General features: G+C 69.0%; 14 protein-coding genes and 3 pseudogenes. All 17 read right to left on the bottom strand.

What is annotated here, in order from left to right; translation table 11 throughout:
- Nucleotides 1–24 precede the first annotated feature (24 nt).
- Nucleotides 25–1,002: a 2-dehydropantoate 2-reductase gene (locus BMG07_RS24565; protein WP_198086738.1), complete on the bottom strand. Its 978-nt coding sequence runs from the start codon at nt 1,000–1,002 to the stop codon at nt 25–27.
- Nucleotides 1,003–1,021: 19 nt separating this feature from the next.
- Nucleotides 1,022–1,831: a class II aldolase/adducin family protein gene (locus BMG07_RS24560; protein WP_198086737.1), complete on the bottom strand. Its 810-nt coding sequence runs from the start codon at nt 1,829–1,831 to the stop codon at nt 1,022–1,024.
- Between the two features lie 23 nt (nt 1,832–1,854).
- Nucleotides 1,855–2,855: pseudogene (locus tag BMG07_RS24555) on the bottom strand (Bug family tripartite tricarboxylate transporter substrate binding protein).
- Between the two features lie 40 nt (nt 2,856–2,895).
- The gene (ilvD, locus tag BMG07_RS24550) at nt 2,896–4,632 is read right to left on the bottom strand and encodes a dihydroxy-acid dehydratase (RefSeq protein ID WP_198086736.1); all 1,737 of its coding nucleotides are present in this window, start codon (nt 4,630–4,632) and stop codon (nt 2,896–2,898) included.
- A gap of 49 nt (nt 4,633–4,681) precedes the next feature.
- Nucleotides 4,682–5,086: a nuclear transport factor 2 family protein gene (locus tag BMG07_RS24545; RefSeq protein ID WP_269759351.1), complete on the bottom strand. Its 405-nt coding sequence runs from the start codon at nt 5,084–5,086 to the stop codon at nt 4,682–4,684.
- Nucleotides 5,087–5,183: 97 nt separating this feature from the next.
- A pseudogene (hpaI, locus tag BMG07_RS24540) lies at nt 5,184–6,004 on the bottom strand (4-hydroxy-2-oxoheptanedioate aldolase).
- Between the two features lie 10 nt (nt 6,005–6,014).
- On the bottom strand, nt 6,015–6,818 hold the full coding sequence (hpaH, locus tag BMG07_RS24535) for a 2-oxo-hept-4-ene-1,7-dioate hydratase (protein ID WP_198086734.1): 804 nt from the start codon (nt 6,816–6,818) through the stop codon (nt 6,015–6,017).
- Nucleotides 6,819–6,828: 10 nt separating this feature from the next.
- Complete coding sequence (locus tag BMG07_RS24530) at nt 6,829–7,236, bottom strand: 5-carboxymethyl-2-hydroxymuconate Delta-isomerase (RefSeq protein ID WP_198086733.1); 408 nt, start codon at nt 7,234–7,236, stop codon at nt 6,829–6,831.
- Nucleotides 7,237–7,249: 13 nt separating this feature from the next.
- Nucleotides 7,250–8,077: an extradiol ring-cleavage dioxygenase gene (locus tag BMG07_RS24525; protein WP_198086732.1), complete on the bottom strand. Its 828-nt coding sequence runs from the start codon at nt 8,075–8,077 to the stop codon at nt 7,250–7,252.
- Complete coding sequence (locus BMG07_RS24520; RefSeq protein WP_198086731.1) at nt 8,074–8,409, bottom strand: aromatic ring-opening dioxygenase subunit LigA; 336 nt, start codon at nt 8,407–8,409, stop codon at nt 8,074–8,076. The genes BMG07_RS24525 and BMG07_RS24520 overlap by 4 nt, the downstream gene beginning before the upstream one ends.
- A 3-nt stretch (nt 8,410–8,412) precedes the next feature.
- The gene (locus tag BMG07_RS24515) at nt 8,413–9,387 is read right to left on the bottom strand and encodes a tripartite tricarboxylate transporter substrate binding protein (RefSeq protein WP_198086751.1); all 975 of its coding nucleotides are present in this window, start codon (nt 9,385–9,387) and stop codon (nt 8,413–8,415) included.
- Nucleotides 9,384–10,850, bottom strand: a complete 1,467-nt coding sequence (hpaE, locus tag BMG07_RS24510) for a 5-carboxymethyl-2-hydroxymuconate semialdehyde dehydrogenase (RefSeq protein ID WP_198086730.1) — start codon at nt 10,848–10,850, stop codon at nt 9,384–9,386. Before hpaE ends, BMG07_RS24515 begins: the two co-directional genes overlap by 4 nt.
- 91 nt (nt 10,851–10,941) lie before the next feature.
- A pseudogene (locus tag BMG07_RS24505) lies at nt 10,942–11,664 on the bottom strand (Bug family tripartite tricarboxylate transporter substrate binding protein); the annotation flags it as partial.
- 235 nt (nt 11,665–11,899) lie between these two features.
- Nucleotides 11,900–12,670, bottom strand: a complete 771-nt coding sequence (locus BMG07_RS24500; protein WP_198086729.1) for a fumarylacetoacetate hydrolase family protein — start codon at nt 12,668–12,670, stop codon at nt 11,900–11,902.
- Nucleotides 12,667–13,299: a fumarylacetoacetate hydrolase family protein gene (locus BMG07_RS24495; protein ID WP_198086728.1), complete on the bottom strand. Its 633-nt coding sequence runs from the start codon at nt 13,297–13,299 to the stop codon at nt 12,667–12,669. The genes BMG07_RS24500 and BMG07_RS24495 overlap by 4 nt, the downstream gene beginning before the upstream one ends.
- Nucleotides 13,296–13,733 (bottom strand): homoprotocatechuate degradation operon regulator HpaR, encoded by a 438-nt coding sequence (gene hpaR, locus BMG07_RS24490; RefSeq protein ID WP_198086727.1) that lies wholly within the window; start codon nt 13,731–13,733, stop codon nt 13,296–13,298. Before hpaR ends, BMG07_RS24495 begins: the two co-directional genes overlap by 4 nt.
- Nucleotides 13,734–13,915: 182 nt before the next feature.
- Nucleotides 13,916–14,419: a MarR family winged helix-turn-helix transcriptional regulator gene (locus BMG07_RS24485; RefSeq protein ID WP_198086726.1), complete on the bottom strand. Its 504-nt coding sequence runs from the start codon at nt 14,417–14,419 to the stop codon at nt 13,916–13,918.
- Nucleotides 14,420–14,610 lie beyond the last annotated feature (191 nt).

The following is a 14,610-nucleotide window of genomic DNA, read 5'->3' as shown; positions in this document are numbered from 1 at the left end:
GTTCGGTGCGGGCGGGCCGCCCGCTCAGTACAGCCCGAGCTGCCGCGTCCTCAGCCGCGCCAGCCCCAGCAGCGCGTCGGTGAACGGCGTGGCCACGCCGGTCAGCACGCCCAGCTCGCGCACCACGGTCACCAGCGCGTCGAGCTCGACCGAGCGGCCGGCTTCCACGTCCTGCAGCATCGAGGTCTTGAACGCGCCGAGCTTCATCGTCACGGCGTGCCGGTCTTCGGGGCTTTGCGTGATCTCGATGCCGATGCGCCGGCCGATCTCCTTGGCCTCCAGCATCACCGCCGAGATGAAGCCGCGCACCAGGTCGTCGCCCATGATCAGGTCGGTGGTGGCGCCGGTCAGCGCGCTGATCGGGTTCACCGTCATGTTGCCCCACAGCTTGAACCACACGTCCTTCTGGATCTGCGGCGACAGCGTGGTGTCGATGCCCGTGCTCTTGAGCAGCTCGACCAGCTTCTGCACGCGCGGCGTGGCCTCGCCCGAAGGCTCGCCCACGATCAGCCCGTTGCCGAAGTGGTGCCGCACCACGCCCGGCCCGTCGAGCGAGCAGCTTGCGTGCACCACGCAGCCGATCACGTTGCGCGCGGGAATGGCCTGGGCGATGGCGCCTTCGGGGTCGACCGCCCCGAGCCGGTGGCCCGTGATCTCGCCGCCGAAGCCGCCTTCGAGGAACCACCACGGCACGCCGTTCATCGCCACCAGCACGAGCGTGTCGGGCCCGATCAGCGGGCCGATGCGTTCGGCCACGCCGGCCAGCGCGGGCGCCTTCACGGCAATGACCACGAGGTCCTGCACGCCGAGCTCGGCCGGGTCGGCCACCGCGTTCACGGGCACGCGCGTGCGCACGTCGCCGCGCATGAGCGAGAGGCCGTCGCGCCGCAGCGCGTCGAGCGTGGCGCCGCGCGCCACCACGTTCAGGCGCTGGCCCGCTTGCGCAAGGCCGACGCCGATCCAGCCGCCGATGGCGCCTGCGCCGTAGATGCAAATCTTCATGGGGTCTGTCGCTTCAGTTTCAGTTGCGGTACGAAGGGTCGATGCGGTCCACCTGCCGCACGAGCGCATTGAACACATCCTGCCCCGCGCCGTGCTCGGGGCTGAACTGCAGCGCGTCGCGCGTGCAGCGCTGCGCGATTTCCTCGCTCACCGCAATGGCCGCGCCCATCGAGAAGGTGGCCATCTGGATCTCGCAGGCGCGCTGCAGCGTCCACAGGATGGCGAAGGTCTGCGGCAGCGTCTGGCCCCAGGCCAGCAGGCCGTGGTTGCGCAGGATCACCGCGTTGCGATCGCCGATGCTCTGGAGCAGGCGCGGGCCCTCGTCGGCGTGGATGGTGATGCCCTCGAAGTCGTGGTACGCCACCATGCCGTGCAGCTGCGCGGTGTAGAAGTTGGTCTGCTGCAGGCCGCCCTGCAGGCAGGCCACGGCCACGCCGGCCGTGGTGTGCGTGTGCATCACGCAGTGCGCGCCGGGCAGGCCGTCGTGAATGGCCGCGTGCACCACGAAGCCGGCCGGGTTGACCTTGTGCGTCGAGCCGTCGAGCACCTTGCCCTGCAGGTCGATCTTCACCAGGTTGCTGGCCGTCACTTCGCTGTAGTGCAGGCCGAAGGGGTTGATGAGGAACTGCTTCTCGCCGCCCGTCACGCTGTCGGGCAGGCGCACGGTGATGTGGTTGTAGATCATCTCGACCCAGCCCAGCATCGCGAACACGCGGTAGCAGGCCGCGAGTTCCTCGCGCGCGGCGCGCTCGTCGGGGTGCAGGTTCGGGTGAACCAGCGAGGAGGGTGAAGCGGCAGCGCAGGCTGCCGGGGCGATGGCGTTGTTCATGTGCGGTTCCTTGGGTCAGTGTGTCAGGCGTCCGCGGTGAAGCCGATCTTCTTGACGATCGGGCCCCACATCGCGGTGTCTTTCTTGAGCAGTTCGGCCAGTTCGGCGGGCGACGACGACATGGCTTCCAGCCCGATGCCGGCCAGCCCGTCGACCACTTCCTTCGAGGCGATGGCCTGCTTCATGGCCGTGTTCAGCCGCGCCACCACGTCGTGCGACGCCTTGGCGGGCAGGAAGAAGCCGAACCATTCGCTGAAGGCCATGTCCTCCAGGCCTTGCTCGAGCAGGGTCGGCACGTCGGGCGCGAAGCGGCTGCGCTTGGTGCCCGAGGTGCCCAGAATGCGCACCTTGCCGCTGGCCAGGTGCTGCGTGATGTCGCCGATGGGCCCCGACACGGCCGACACGCTGCCGCCCAGCAGGTCGAGCATGGCCGGCTGCGTGCCGCGGTAGGCCACGTGCTGCAGCGTGACGTCGGCGTTCCTGGCCAGCAGCGCGCCGATGAAGTGCGGCGTGGAGCCCGCGGCCGGCGAGCCGAAGTTGGCGCCCGCCGGATTGGCCTTGGCCCATGCCAGGAACTCGGGCACCGTCTTCACGCTGGCCGGCACGGCCGGGCCGACCGCGAAGCCGAAGTCGAACACGCAGGCCAGCGAGACCGGCGCAAGGTCGGCCACCGGGTCGTACGGCAGCTTCTTGTAGATGTGCGGGTAGATCGTGAGCATCGACGTGGGCGTCTGCAGCATGGTCGAGCCGTCGGCGGGCTGGCCCTTCACGTACGAGATGGCGATCTGCCGCCCGCGCCCGTGCGGTTCTCGACCACCACCGAGCTCGCGGCGTAGCCGGGGCTGAGCTTGGTGGCGACGCGCCGGCAGGTCACGTCCGACGTGCCCCCGGCCGAAAAGCCCGTGATGATGCGCGCGGTGTCCAGCGGCGGCAGCTGCGATTGGGCCCACGCCTGCCGGCCGATGCCGGCAAGCAGCGCCGAGGCGCTGGTGGTCTGGAGGAGCTGGCGGCGGGAAATCTGCATGGTCGGTTGTCTCCGTTTTGTGGTGTCGAACTGCGGGATTTCAGGACGCGTCGCGCAGCCAGGTGACCGCGCCCGAATGGGTCACGGCGCCTTGATGGGCCGGGCGCACGGTGAGTGCGTATTTCTCGAGCACGCCGCCACGGGCAGCGCCTGCATGGATGTCGCGGGCGGCCAGGCGCGTGGCAATCTCTTCGGCCGAAAGCTCGACCGAAATGGCGCGCGCCTCGGCCCGCGCATCGATGGCGATCACGTCGCCGTCGCGCAGTGCGGCAATGGGGCCGCCGTCGGCCGCTTCGGGCCCCGCGTAGCCGATGCACAGGCCGCGCGTCGCGCCCGAGAAGCGGCCGTCGGTCAGCAGCGCGACCTTGTCGCCCATGCCCTGGCCGTAGAGCAGCGCGGTGATGCCCAGCATCTCGCGCATGCCGGGGCTGCCCTTGGGACCTTCATTGCGGATCACGATCACGTCGCCGGCCTGGTACAGGCGGTTCTGCACGGCGGTCTGCGCTTCTTCTTCCGAGTTGAAGACGCGCGCCGGCCCGCGGAACACCAGCCCCTGCAGCCCGGCCGTCTTGAGCAGCGCGCCGTCGGGGCACAGGTTGCCCTTGAGCACCGCCAGCCCGCCGTCGCGCGTGATCGGGTTGCCGGCCTCGCGCACCACGCGGCCGTCGGGCGCGAGCGCGCCGGCCAGCTCTTCGGCCATCGTGCGGCCGGTGAAGGTGAGCACGTCGCCATGCAGGAAGCCCTGCTCCAGCAGCGTGCGCAGGATGACGCCCGCGCCGCCGATGTAGAACACGTCGCGCGCCAGGTACCGGCCGCCCGGGCGCAGGTCGGCGATGAGCGGCGTGCGCGCGAACACTTCGGCCACGTCGTCGAGGTGGAACTTGATGCCCGCCTCGTGCGCGATGGCCGGCAGGTGCAGCGCGGCGTTGGTCGACCCGCCCGTGGCCGAGACCACGGCGCAGGCGTTCTCCAGTGCCTTGCGCGTGACGATGTCGCGCGGCAGCGGGCTGTCGCCCATCACCGCCTTCATGAGGTTCTTGGCCGCGCGGCGCATCAGCGGCGCGCGTTCGCTGAACACCGCCGGCACCATGCTCGAGCCGATGGGCGCCAGGCCCAGCGCCTCCGACACCATGCCCATGGTGTTGGCCGTGAACTGGCCCGCGCAGGCGCCGGCCGTGGGCAGGCAGGCGCGGCTCATGGCGTCGAGTTCGTCGTGCGTGGCGGTGCCGGCCAGCACCTTGCCGATGGTCTCGTAGGTGTCGACCACGTTGAGGTCGCGCCCGTCCGGCCCCGGCATCTGCCCCGGCAGCGCCGAGCCGCCGTGCACGAACACGCTGGGCACGTTGCAGCGCACCATGCCCATCATCAGACCCGGCAGGTTCTTGTCGCAGGCGCCGATGGCGAAGATGCCGTCCCACTGGTGGCCGCGCGTGGAGGCCTCCACGCTGTCTGCGATCAGCTCGCGCGAGACCAGCGAGAAGCGCATGCCCGAATGCGCCATGGTCAGCCCGTCGCTGATCGACACCACGGGGCATTCGTGCGGCGTGCCGCCGCCGGCGTAGATGCCGGTCTTGGCGTGCTGCGCCTGCTCGCGCAGGTTGAGGTTGCACGGGCTCATTTCGCCGCCGGTGTGGAACACGCCGATGTGCGGGCGCGCGATGTCCTCGTCGTCCTGGCCCAGCGCATGCAAAAAGCTGCGCGTGGTCGCGCGGATCGTGCCTTCGCGGATGGTGGCGGAGCGAAAGCGCTTGGGCGTCGGGTCGGTGGGCGAGGTCATCGGGCTTGCTGGCTGGCGTTGGCTGGCTGGGTTGGGGATCAGGGGCGCGTCAGAACATGCCGTTCTTGTTGGCGGAGGTTTCGGGCACCGGCTGCACCACGTCCCAGTGCTCGACGATCTTGCCGTTCTCCAGCTTGAAGATGTCGACGATGGCGCTGCCGCGCGTGCCCGGCTCGCGCACCGCGTTGACGTGCAGGATCACGTAGTCGCCGTCGACGAAGCTGCGCTTGATGTCGCTGTGCGACTTCGGAAACTTCTCGCGCAGGAACGCGCCGAACTTGCGAAAGCCCTCGGGCCCGTCGGCCGCCGTGGGGTTGTGCTGCACGTAGCGGCTGCCCACGTACTGCAGCGCCGCGTCGGCGTCCTTCTGGTTCAGGCCCTTCTCGTAGAAGGCCAGCACCGCCTGGCGGTTGGCCTCCTGCTGCGCGGTCGGGCCCGCCTTGCCGGCGCCCATGGGCGCGCAGGCGGCGAGGAAGAGCGTGGCGGCGGCGGCCGTGGCCGCCCAGGTCATGCGATGCATCGAGAAACTCCCTGGGTTGTGTTGAAGGAAATCAGTAACCGTTGGGTGTCTGCGCGCCCTGGGCGGTCTTGAACTTGGCGAGCAGCTGCTTCGCCGCCGCCGACAGCAAGATGGTGTCCACCCCCACCGCCACGAACAGCGCGCCGGCCGCGAGCCACTTGCGCGCCTGCTCCTCGGTGGTCGACAGGATGCCCGGCGCCTTGCCGGCCTTGAGGATGCGCGCCACGCGTCGGCAATCACGGCCTGCACCTCGGGGTGGTTGGGCTGGCCCACGAAGCCCATCGAGGCCGACAGGTCGGCCGGGCCGATGAACACGCCGTCCACGCCCGGCGTGGCCGCGATGGCGTCGATGTTCTTCATGGCTTCCACCGTCTCGGCCTGCACCAGCAGGCAGGTCTGCGCGTTGGCTTCGTGCAGGTAATTGGGGTAGGCCTGCCAGCGCGAGGCGCGAGCCAGCGCGCTGCCCATGCCGCGGATGCCTTCGGGCGGGTAGCGCATGCCCTGCACCAGGCGCGCGGCCTGCTCGGCGGTGTCGACCATCGGCACCAGCAGCGTCTGCGCGCCGATGTCCAGGTACTGCTTGATCAGCGTGGTGTCGCCGACCGGAATGCGCACGATCGGCTGCGAGCGCTCGGCCTCGGGCTGTGCCGACCATGCGCTGGAAATGGCCTGCAGCTGCGCCAGCACCGAACGCACGTCGTTGGGCGCGTGCTCGCCGTCCACCAGCAGCCAGTCGTAGCCGGTGCCGGCCAGGATCTCGGCCGCGTAGCCGTCGGCCAGGCCGACCCACAGGCCGATCTGGGGCTTGCCGGCCTGCAGGGCCTGCTTGAAGGTGTTCAGGGGGGTGTGCATGGTTTTCTTTTCAGACAAAACGGAAAGCGATGGAGCCCAGGGGGCCGTAGTCGGCGTGGAAGGTGTCGCCCGGCACGGCGTTGGTGGGCCGCGTGAACGAACCGCCCAGCACCACCTCGCCGGCCTCCAGGCATTCGTCCCACGGCGCGAGCTTGTTCGCCAGCCACGCCACGCCGGTGGCCGGGTGGTTGAGCACGGCCGCGGCCACGCCCGACTCCTCGATCACGCCGTTCTTGTAGAGCAGCGCGCTCACCCAGCGCAGGTCGACCGCGTCGGGCTTCACCGGGCGTCCTCCCATCACGATGCCGGCGTTGGCCGCGTTGTCGGCGATGGTGTCGAACACCTTGCGCATGGCCTTGGTGTGGCGGTCGAACTGCTCGATGCGCGCGTCGATGATCTCGATGGCGGGCACCACGTAGTCGGTGGCGGCCAGCACGTCGAAGATGGTCACGTTCGGGCCCTGCAGCTTCTTGCCGAGGATGAAGGCCAGCTCGACTTCGATGCGCGGCGCGATGAAGCGCTTGAACGGAATGTCGCCGCCCTGCTCGAAGAACATGTCGTCCAGCAGCGTGCCGTAGTCGGGCTCGTCGATCTGGCTGGACTGCTGCATGGCGCGCGACGTGAGGCCGATCTTGTGGCCCTTGACGATGCGGCCTTCGGCGATCTTGTTCTTCACCCATTCGCGCGAGATGGCGTAGCCGTCTTCGATCGTCATCTCCGGGAAGCGCTTGGAGAAGTGCTCGACCTGCACGCGCGACTTCTCGCTTTCGTGCAGCTCGGCGGCCAGTTGGGCGATGGTGGCGGTGGAGAGCATGGCGGTCGTTTCAGGTCTTGTTGAACAGGGGATGCAGGTTGCTGTGCTTGCCGTCGTACACCTGCCCGGGGCTTTCGTCGATCTGCAGCGTGATGCCGATGTGGCGCTGCGCGAAGACGGGCGCGAAATGCGCGCGCACGTCGGCCAGCAGTTCGTCGCCGGCCTTTTTCTTCACGGCCTCGGAGCGGCCCGCGGCCATGCGGATGTTGAGGTACACGAAGGCGTAGTCGGCCTTGCCGTCGGCCACCGCGTAGTGCGCGGCGGGGTAGGCCAGCACGCGCGTGCCGCCGATGGGGAACACCGGCTTGTCGGCTTCGTCGCGCTGTTTCAGCATGGTGTCGGCCAGCGTGCGGCACAGCGCCGACATGTCGGTCTCGGCCTCGATGTTCGGCGTGTACAGAATCACCAGGTGGGGCATCGTCGTTCTCCGTTCATTCCACCGACATGGTCGCGGCCGTGCATGTCACCGCGAAGATCGGGATCGCCTTCATGTGGAAGATCTCGCCCTTGCCGCGCGCGGCCGCGGCCACGGTGATGAAGGTGCGGATCTCGAAGCCGCCCTGGCCCGCTTCGCGGTAGGTGGCTTCGTCGCCGTAGTCGTCCTGCGAGAGCAGGCCCTCGCGGTCGTTGGCGCACCAGCGCTTCATGAACTCGGCGTCCCACTCGGCGTTGACCTTGCCCGAGTCGGGCGTGGCCGGCCAGTGCGAGATGCCGCCCGTGCCCACCAGCGCAATGCGCTCGGGTGCCTTGTCGCAGGCGCGGCGCAGGGCCTCGCCGAAGGCCCAGGCGCGGTGCAGCGGCGTGAGCGGCGGGCCTTGGCAGTTGATGTTCACCGGGATCACCTTGGTGTCGAAGTTCGGCGTCAGGAAGTTCAGCGGCACCATGATGCCGTGGTCGAACTTCCATTCTTCCGCATAGGCCACGTCCACCGTCTGCATCACCTCGCGAATGAGGCGCTGCGACAGCGCGGCGTCGCCGGGAATGGTGTGCTTGTCGATGCCCAGCCACTTCGGGTCTTCGATCGGGCCTTCGTAGCTGTCGGCCATGCCGATGGCGTAGGCCGGCATGTTGTTCATGAAGAAGTTCGCGAAGTGCTCGGCCGCGATGACGATCACCGCGTCGGGCTTCGTCGCGCGCATCGCCTCGCCGAAGCGGTGGAACTGCGCGTGGAACTCGTCCTTCACTGCCGCGTCGGCCAGGTGCGCGCGGCCGGTGATGCCGGGGGCGTGGCTGCACACGCCTGCGAATACGAGACTCATACGCCCGCCACCTTTTCGTCTGTGCCTGTTGTCATTGCGTAGATTCCTGCACGCACCGGGCCGTACTTGCGTACACCTTCGCGCATGGCTTCGAGGTAGTCGGCCCACGGTATGCCGAGCAACGGCGCGAAGTGCATGAGCAACTGGCCGTTGCAACCCAGCACGTAGAGCTTGCCGATGTCGCCGCTGTCGATGGCCTCGCGCTCCTCGTCGGTGAAGTCGTAGGCGCCCAGCAGCGCGGTACGCGCGGCGCCGCCTTCGGCGTAGCGCCGCTGCGTTTCCTGCTCGCGGTTGAGCGCGAACAAGAACTTCTGCATCGCATAGAGGCTCATCGTTCAGCCCTCGATCTGGATGTTGGCCTTGCGGATCACGTCGCCGTACTTGGCAATCTCGCTCTGGATGAAAGCCGCGAAGCGCTCGGGCGTGCCCGACAGCGACGCGATGCCTCCCTTGTGGAAAGCCTCCGTCACCACCGGCCCCGCGAGCGCGCGGTTGACCTCGGCGTTCATGCGCTGCACCACGGCGTCGGGCGTGCCGGCCGGGGCCAGCAGGCCGTTCCACGAATTGGACTCGATGGGCACGCCCTGTTCGGCCAGTGTGGGTATGGCGGGCGCGTACTGCGAGCGCTGCGCGGTCGCCATGCCCAGCGCCACCAGCTTGCCGTTCTGCACGTGGCTGCGGAACTCGGGCCAGTTGCCGAACATCATCGTCACCTGGCCGCCGAGCAGATCGGTGAGGGCCGGGCCCTGGCCCTTGTAGGGCACGTGCACGATGTCCAGGCCCATCTGCAGCTTGAGCATCTCGCCCGACAGGTGCGCCGAGGTGCCGTTGCCGAAGGAGGCGAAGCTCAGCGTGCCGGGCTTGGCCTTGGCCGCGTTGCGCAGGTCGGCGAGCGTCTTCAGGCCGCTGTTCGGGTGCGTGGCCAGCACGTGCTCCGACATGCCCATGAGCGCGACCGGGCGCAGGTCTTTCTGCGTGTCGTAGGGCAGCTTGCGGATCAGCGTCTGGTTGGCCGCGAAGCTGTTGGCCACGCACACGAAGGTGTAGCCGTCGGGCGCGGCCTTGGCGGCGGCATCCACACCGATCACCGTGCCAGCGCCGGGCTTGTTGTCGACGATCACGGGCTGGCCCAGCGCCTTCGACAGCTCCACGCTCACGAGCCGCGTCACGAAGTCGGTGGTGCCGCCGGGCGTGAAGGGCACGATCACGCGGATCGGCTTGTTGGGCCATGCGGCCTGCGCGCGTGCCAGCGAGGGCAGGGCCGCGAATGCGGCCGCGCCCTGCAGCAGCGTGCGGCGCTTGGCGTTCACGCCACGCCCCAGTGCGGAATGTGGTGCGAGCCCATGGACACCGCCACGTTCTTCGGTTCGCAGAACACCTCGTAGCTCCAGGTGCCGCCTTCGCGGCCCGTGCCCGAGGCCTTGGTGCCGCCGAAGGGCTGGCGCAGGTCGCGCACGTTCTGGCTGTTGACGAAGCACATGCCGGCCTCCACGGCGGCGGCCACGCGGTGGGCCTTGCCGATGTTCTCGGTCCACACGTAGCTGCTCAGGCCGTACTGGATGTCGTTGGCCAGGCGGATCGCATCGGCCTCGTCCTTGAACGGGATCAGGCAGGCGACCGGGCCGAAGATCTCGTCCTGCGCGATCTTCATGCGGTTGTCGACGTCGGCGAACACGGTGGGCATCACGTAGTTGCCCTTCTTCACGCGGTCGGGCAGGTTCGAAGGGGCTTCGAGCCCGCCGCACAGCAGCGTCGCGCCTTCCTTGGGGCCCAGCTCGATGTAGCTGCGCACCTTGGCCAGGTGGGCCTGCGAGATCATCGGGCCGACGATGGTCTTCTCGTCGAGCGGGTCGCCCACGGTGATGCGCCTGGCGCGCTGCGCGAACCTGGCCGCGAAGTCCGCGTAGATGGACTGTTGCACCAGGATGCGCGAGCCCGCCGTGCAGCGCTCGCCGTTGTTGCTGAAGATCATGAACACGGCCGCGTCGAGCGCGCGGTCGAGGTCGGCGTCCTCGAAGATCACGAACGGGCTCTTGCCGCCCAGTTCCATGCTGAACTTCTTCAGGCCCGCGCTCTTCACGATGCGGTTGCCGGTGGCGGTGGAGCCGGTGAACGAGATGGCGCGCACGTCGGGGTGCGCCACCAGTGGCTCGCCCGCTTCCTTGCCGTAGCCGTGCACCAGGTTCAGCACGCCGGGCGGAATGCCGGCCTCCAGCGCCAGCTCGCCCAGGCGCGCGGCCGTGAGCGGCGACAGCTCGCTCATCTTCAGCACCGCCGTGTTGCCGAAGGCCAGGCAGGGCGCGACCTTCCAGGTGGCGGTCATGAAGGGCACGTTCCAAGGGCTGATGAGCGCGCACACGCCCACCGGGTGGAACAGCGTGTAGTTCAGGTGCGTGGGCGTGGGGTAGGTGTGGCCGTCCACCCGCGTGCACATCTCGGCGAAGTAGTAGAAGTTGTCGGCCGCGCGCGGAATCAGCTGCTTGCCGGTCTGCGCGATCACCTGGCCGCAGTCGTTGGTTTCGGTCTGCGCGATCTCGGGCACGTGCGCGGCGATCAGGTCGCCGAGCTTGCGAATGAGCTTGGCGCGTTCGGGCGCGGGCATGCCGGCCCACTTGGGAAAGGCTTCCTTGGCGGCGGCCACGGCCGCGTTCACTTCGGCTTCGCCGCCGGAGGCGACTTCGGCCAGCACTTCCTGCGTGGCGGGGTTGACGGTCTCGAAGTAGTCGGTGCCGGCAACGCGCTTGCCGTTGATGAGGTGGTCGATCTGTTGCATGGAGATGTGTCCGGTTCAGTCCAGTTTGATGTCGCGCGCTGATCAAGGCGTGCCATGTCTTGCGCTCGGTGCCGGTGTAGCGCGTCATTTCGGCGGCGTCGGCGGGGCGTGCTTCCCAGCCCGCGTCGTAGAGCTTCTGGCGCACGCCGGCGTCGGCCATGGCCTTCTGCAGCTCGGTGCCGAGCCGGGCCTGCACGTCCTTCGGCGTGGCCGCGGGCACCACCAGGCCTTGCCAGGTGTAGGCCTCGACGTTCGCGAAGCCGAGCTCCCTGGCGGTGGGAACGTTGGGCAGCTGCGGCACGCGCTCGGCCGACATGGCCAGCAGCGGCACCACCTTGCCGGCCTTCACGGCGCTCACGCCGCTGGGCAGGTCGAGCATCATCAGCGCGACCTGGCCGCCCATGAGGTCCTGCAGCGCGGGCGCGCCGCCCTTGTAGGGCACGTGCAGCATGGACACGCCGGCCTCGCGCTGGAACAGCTCGTACGCCAGGTGATGCGGGCTGCCGGTGCCGGGCGTCGCGATGCTGTACTTGCCGGGCGAGGCCTTGAGCGCGGCGAGCAGCGCCTTCGCGTCGGCGATGCCGGCGTTGGGCGCGGCCGTGATGATGAGCGGCGAGCGGCCCATCATGCCCACGAGCGCGAAGTCTTTCTCGGCGTCGTAGGGCAGCTTCTTGTAGAGCGCGGGGTTGTAGACCAGCACGCCGTTGTCGGCCGAGAACACGGTATAGCCGTCGCCCGCCGAACGCGCCACGTTCTCCGACGCGATGATCGCGCCCGCGCCGGGCTTGTTCTCGACCAGCACCGGCTGGCCCATCTGCTGCGAGACCTGCGCGCCCACGGTGCGCGCGAGAAAGTCGGTGCCGCCGCCGGCCGGGTAGCCGACCACCCAGCGCACGGGCTTGGCGGGGTAGGCGGTCTGCGCGGGTGCCGCGGCCGAAACGGCCAGCGCCAGTGCGACGGCCGTGAACTGGAGGAGCTTCTTGCCGGTGATCATGTCGTGTTGTCTCCGCTGATCTGTTGTGGGATGAGAAGGCGTGGCGGCGAAAAACTCAGGGCGCCGCGATGGTGTTGACGAGCGCGCCGATGTGTTCGATCTCGGTGACGATGACGTCGCCCGGCTTGCAATCGACCACGCCGTCGGGCGTGCCGGTAAGGATCAGGTCGCCCGGCGACAGCGTCATGAAGCGGCTGAAGTACGCGATGAGGAAGGGCGCGTCGAAGATCATGTCGCGCGTGTTGCCCTGCTGCGTGACCGTGCCGTTGACGGTGGTGCGCAGCGCGAGCGCCATCGGGTCGGCCACGTCGGCCGCGTCGACGAACCACGGGCCCAGCGGCGTGCAGGTGTCGCGGTTCTTCACGCGCAGGTTGGGGCGGTACCAGTTCTCCAGGTAGTCGCGGATGGCGTAGTCGTTGGCCACCGTGTAGCCGCCGATGAAGTCGTAGGCGTCGTCGCGCTTCACGTGCTTCGCGGTCTTGCCGACCACGATGGCGAGCTCGCATTCGTAGTGCATGAACTGCACGTCGGCCGGGCGGTGCGTTTTCTGGCGGTGGCCGATGAGCGCGCTCTGGCCCTTGACGAACACCAGCGGTTCCTCGGGCGCCTTGAACTCCAGTTCCTTCGCATGGTCGGCGTAGTTCAGGCCCAGCGCGAGGATGGTGCGCGGGCGGGCCGTGGGCGCGAGCGGCGGCAACCACACGAGCTGTTCCTGCGGCACCACGCGGCCGTCGTCCAGGCGCACGGCCGCGTCGGGCTGGCCGTTGAATTCGTGGGCGGTGCCGGTGTGCTCGCGGCCTTCGTAGATGACGCGTGCGTGCTTCATGCGGCTTCCTTCACCAGCGTGTTGGCCAGGGCCTCGAAGCCCGGCGCGGAAATGTCGATGCGGTCGCCGGCGCGTGCCAGCGGGCGGCCCAGGTCGCAGCCGAGCATCAGCACGTCGCCGTGCGCGAGCGTCATGAACTCGCCGACGTCGGCCAGCAGCTGCTGCGCGGGGCGCACGAGCCGGGAGAAGTCGAGCGACTGCTTCAGTTCGCCGTTGATGCGCACCTCGACGCGAAAGCTCGCGGCGTCGGCCACGTCCTGCGCGTCGCGCAGCACCGGGCCGATGCCCAGGAAGCCGTCGACGCACTTGAACTTCACCGGCGGGCGGAAAAAGCTCGCGTGCGGAATCGACAGGTCGTTCATGAGCACGAAGCCTTCGACGTCGCCCTCGGCGCCGATCACCATGCCGATGCTCGCGCCGACTTCCACCTCGGGCACGTCCGCCGGCACGGCGATGGCGCTGCCGTGCGGGCTCCAGGTGTTGGCCGTCTTCACGTAGAGCACGGGGGCCTTGGGCGGCGCCTTGTAGGGCGGCTGCGTCATCTGCGGCGCGAGCGCGTCGACCTCGGCGCGAAAGTTCAGCAAGGTGCCGTACACCGTGCCGGTCGGCAGGAAATGGGGTGTGCTCATGGTGCGGGTTGTTCCAGTGCGATCAGTTCGTCGAGCAGCCCGTAGAGCTGCGCGAGCTTGGCCTTGCCGAGGGACTTTTCCATCCACTCGTAGTGCGCCTCGATGCTGGTGCCCAGGCGCTTCACCAGCTTCATGCCGTGCGGCGTGGCCTCGACCACGGTGCGGCGCTGGTCGGCCGGGTCGCGGGCGCGGGTGATGAGGTTGTCGCGCTCCATGCGCGCGAGCACGCCGGTGAGGCTGGGGCCGAGGATGAAGGCCTCGCGCGCGACGCGGCCGGTGTCGACCGCGCCGTGTTCGCCCAGCACGCGCAGCACGCGCCATTGCTGGTCGGACAGGGCGTGCTCGCGCAGGCTGGGCCGGGTGTGGGCCATCACGGCTTCGCGGGCCTGCAGCAGCAGGCGCGGCAAATTGCGGTGCGTGAATGTCGTGCTCAAGAGGCGTCTCTTTCGAAATTACTTAACATGTTAAATGAATTGCCGAGGCTTTCCTAGCGGTCTGTTTCATCGCTTCACAAACCTAGGGTATGCACGGATGAGCCGTGCGCCGCGCACGCGAGCGCACCCGCTTCGGCGGGGTTCAGTGGATCGCTGCGGATCTCTGCGGATCTCAGCGGATTTCAGCGAGCGGCGGGCGGCTCGCGGCGGCGCCGGTCGGCCTTGGGCAGATCGGCCGCGGCCACCATGGCCTCGCCGCGCGCATGCAAGCGCCGCAGCATGTCGTCGAGCAGCGCGACCTCGTGGGTGTCCAGTGCGCCGAGCAGTTCGGCGTTGATGCCCGAGACCAGCGGGTACAGCTGTGCGTGGAGCTTGCGGCCCGGCGCGGTCAGCCGCAGGCGCACATGGCGGCGGTCGCCGGCGGGCTGCTCGCGCGACACCAGGCCCTTCTCGACCAGCGAGCTCACCGCGCGCGAGGTGCGCGCCCGGTCGAGCTGCGCGTGCTCGGCCAGTTGCGACGAGCCCAGCGCGCCGTGGCCCGCGAGCGTGGCGATGAGCCGCCATTCGCGCCGCGTGATGCCGAAGCGTCCTTCGCACAGGCGGATCACCATGCTGCCGGCCACCGACAGCAGGCGGCTGGTGCGATAGAGCAGCAGGTCGTCGAGCGTGCGCGGCGGCGCGTGCATAGGGTTTGTCCCGGCAATGATTGATTAGATGAATCAATTGTCGGCCCTCTACAGTGGCCGCGACCCATCGCCGTGCGCCTCGCCCGGCGCGCACCACGGAGACAAGGACGGATGACCACAGCAACCCCGCAGCCCCTGTATCACCCGAGGCGCCGGCGCGTGCTCGCCGCGCTCGGCGGCGTGGCCCTCGC

This window comes from Variovorax sp. E3 (genome assembly GCF_016082275.1).
In the GTDB taxonomy this organism is placed as follows: domain Bacteria; phylum Pseudomonadota; class Gammaproteobacteria; order Burkholderiales; family Burkholderiaceae_C; genus Variovorax.
Note: the sequence above shows the minus strand (reverse complement) of the source record. Positions and strands in the feature narration are given on the sequence as shown.

What these genes read in the sequence shown, in the direction of transcription:
- BMG07_RS24565 (WP_198086738.1), bottom strand. Translation starts at nt 1,002, where the DNA reads ATGAAGATTTGCATCTACGGCGCAGGCGCCATCGGCGGCTGGATCGGC.
- BMG07_RS24560 (WP_198086737.1), bottom strand. Translation starts at nt 1,831, where the DNA reads ATGAACAACGCCATCGCCCCGGCAGCCTGCGCTGCCGCTTCACCCTCC.
- ilvD (WP_198086736.1), bottom strand. Translation starts at nt 4,632, where the DNA reads ATGACCTCGCCCACCGACCCGACGCCCAAGCGCTTTCGCTCCGCCACC.
- BMG07_RS24545 (WP_269759351.1), bottom strand. Translation starts at nt 5,086, where the DNA reads ATGGGCGCCGGCAAGGCGGGCCCGACCGCGCAGCAGGAGGCCAACCGC.
- hpaH (WP_198086734.1), bottom strand. Translation starts at nt 6,818, where the DNA reads ATGCTCTCCACCGCCACCATCGCCCAACTGGCCGCCGAGCTGCACGAA.
- BMG07_RS24530 (WP_198086733.1), bottom strand. Translation starts at nt 7,236, where the DNA reads ATGCCCCACCTGGTGATTCTGTACACGCCGAACATCGAGGCCGAGACC.
- BMG07_RS24525 (WP_198086732.1), bottom strand. Translation starts at nt 8,077, where the DNA reads ATGAGTCTCGTATTCGCAGGCGTGTGCAGCCACGCCCCCGGCATCACC.
- BMG07_RS24520 (WP_198086731.1), bottom strand. Translation starts at nt 8,409, where the DNA reads ATGAGCCTCTATGCGATGCAGAAGTTCTTGTTCGCGCTCAACCGCGAG.
- hpaE (WP_198086730.1), bottom strand. Translation starts at nt 10,850, where the DNA reads ATGCAACAGATCGACCACCTCATCAACGGCAAGCGCGTTGCCGGCACC.
- BMG07_RS24500 (WP_198086729.1), bottom strand. Translation starts at nt 12,670, where the DNA reads ATGAAGCACGCACGCGTCATCTACGAAGGCCGCGAGCACACCGGCACC.
- BMG07_RS24495 (WP_198086728.1), bottom strand. Translation starts at nt 13,299, where the DNA reads ATGAGCACACCCCATTTCCTGCCGACCGGCACGGTGTACGGCACCTTG.
- BMG07_RS24485 (WP_198086726.1), bottom strand. Translation starts at nt 14,419, where the DNA reads ATGCACGCGCCGCCGCGCACGCTCGACGACCTGCTGCTCTATCGCACC.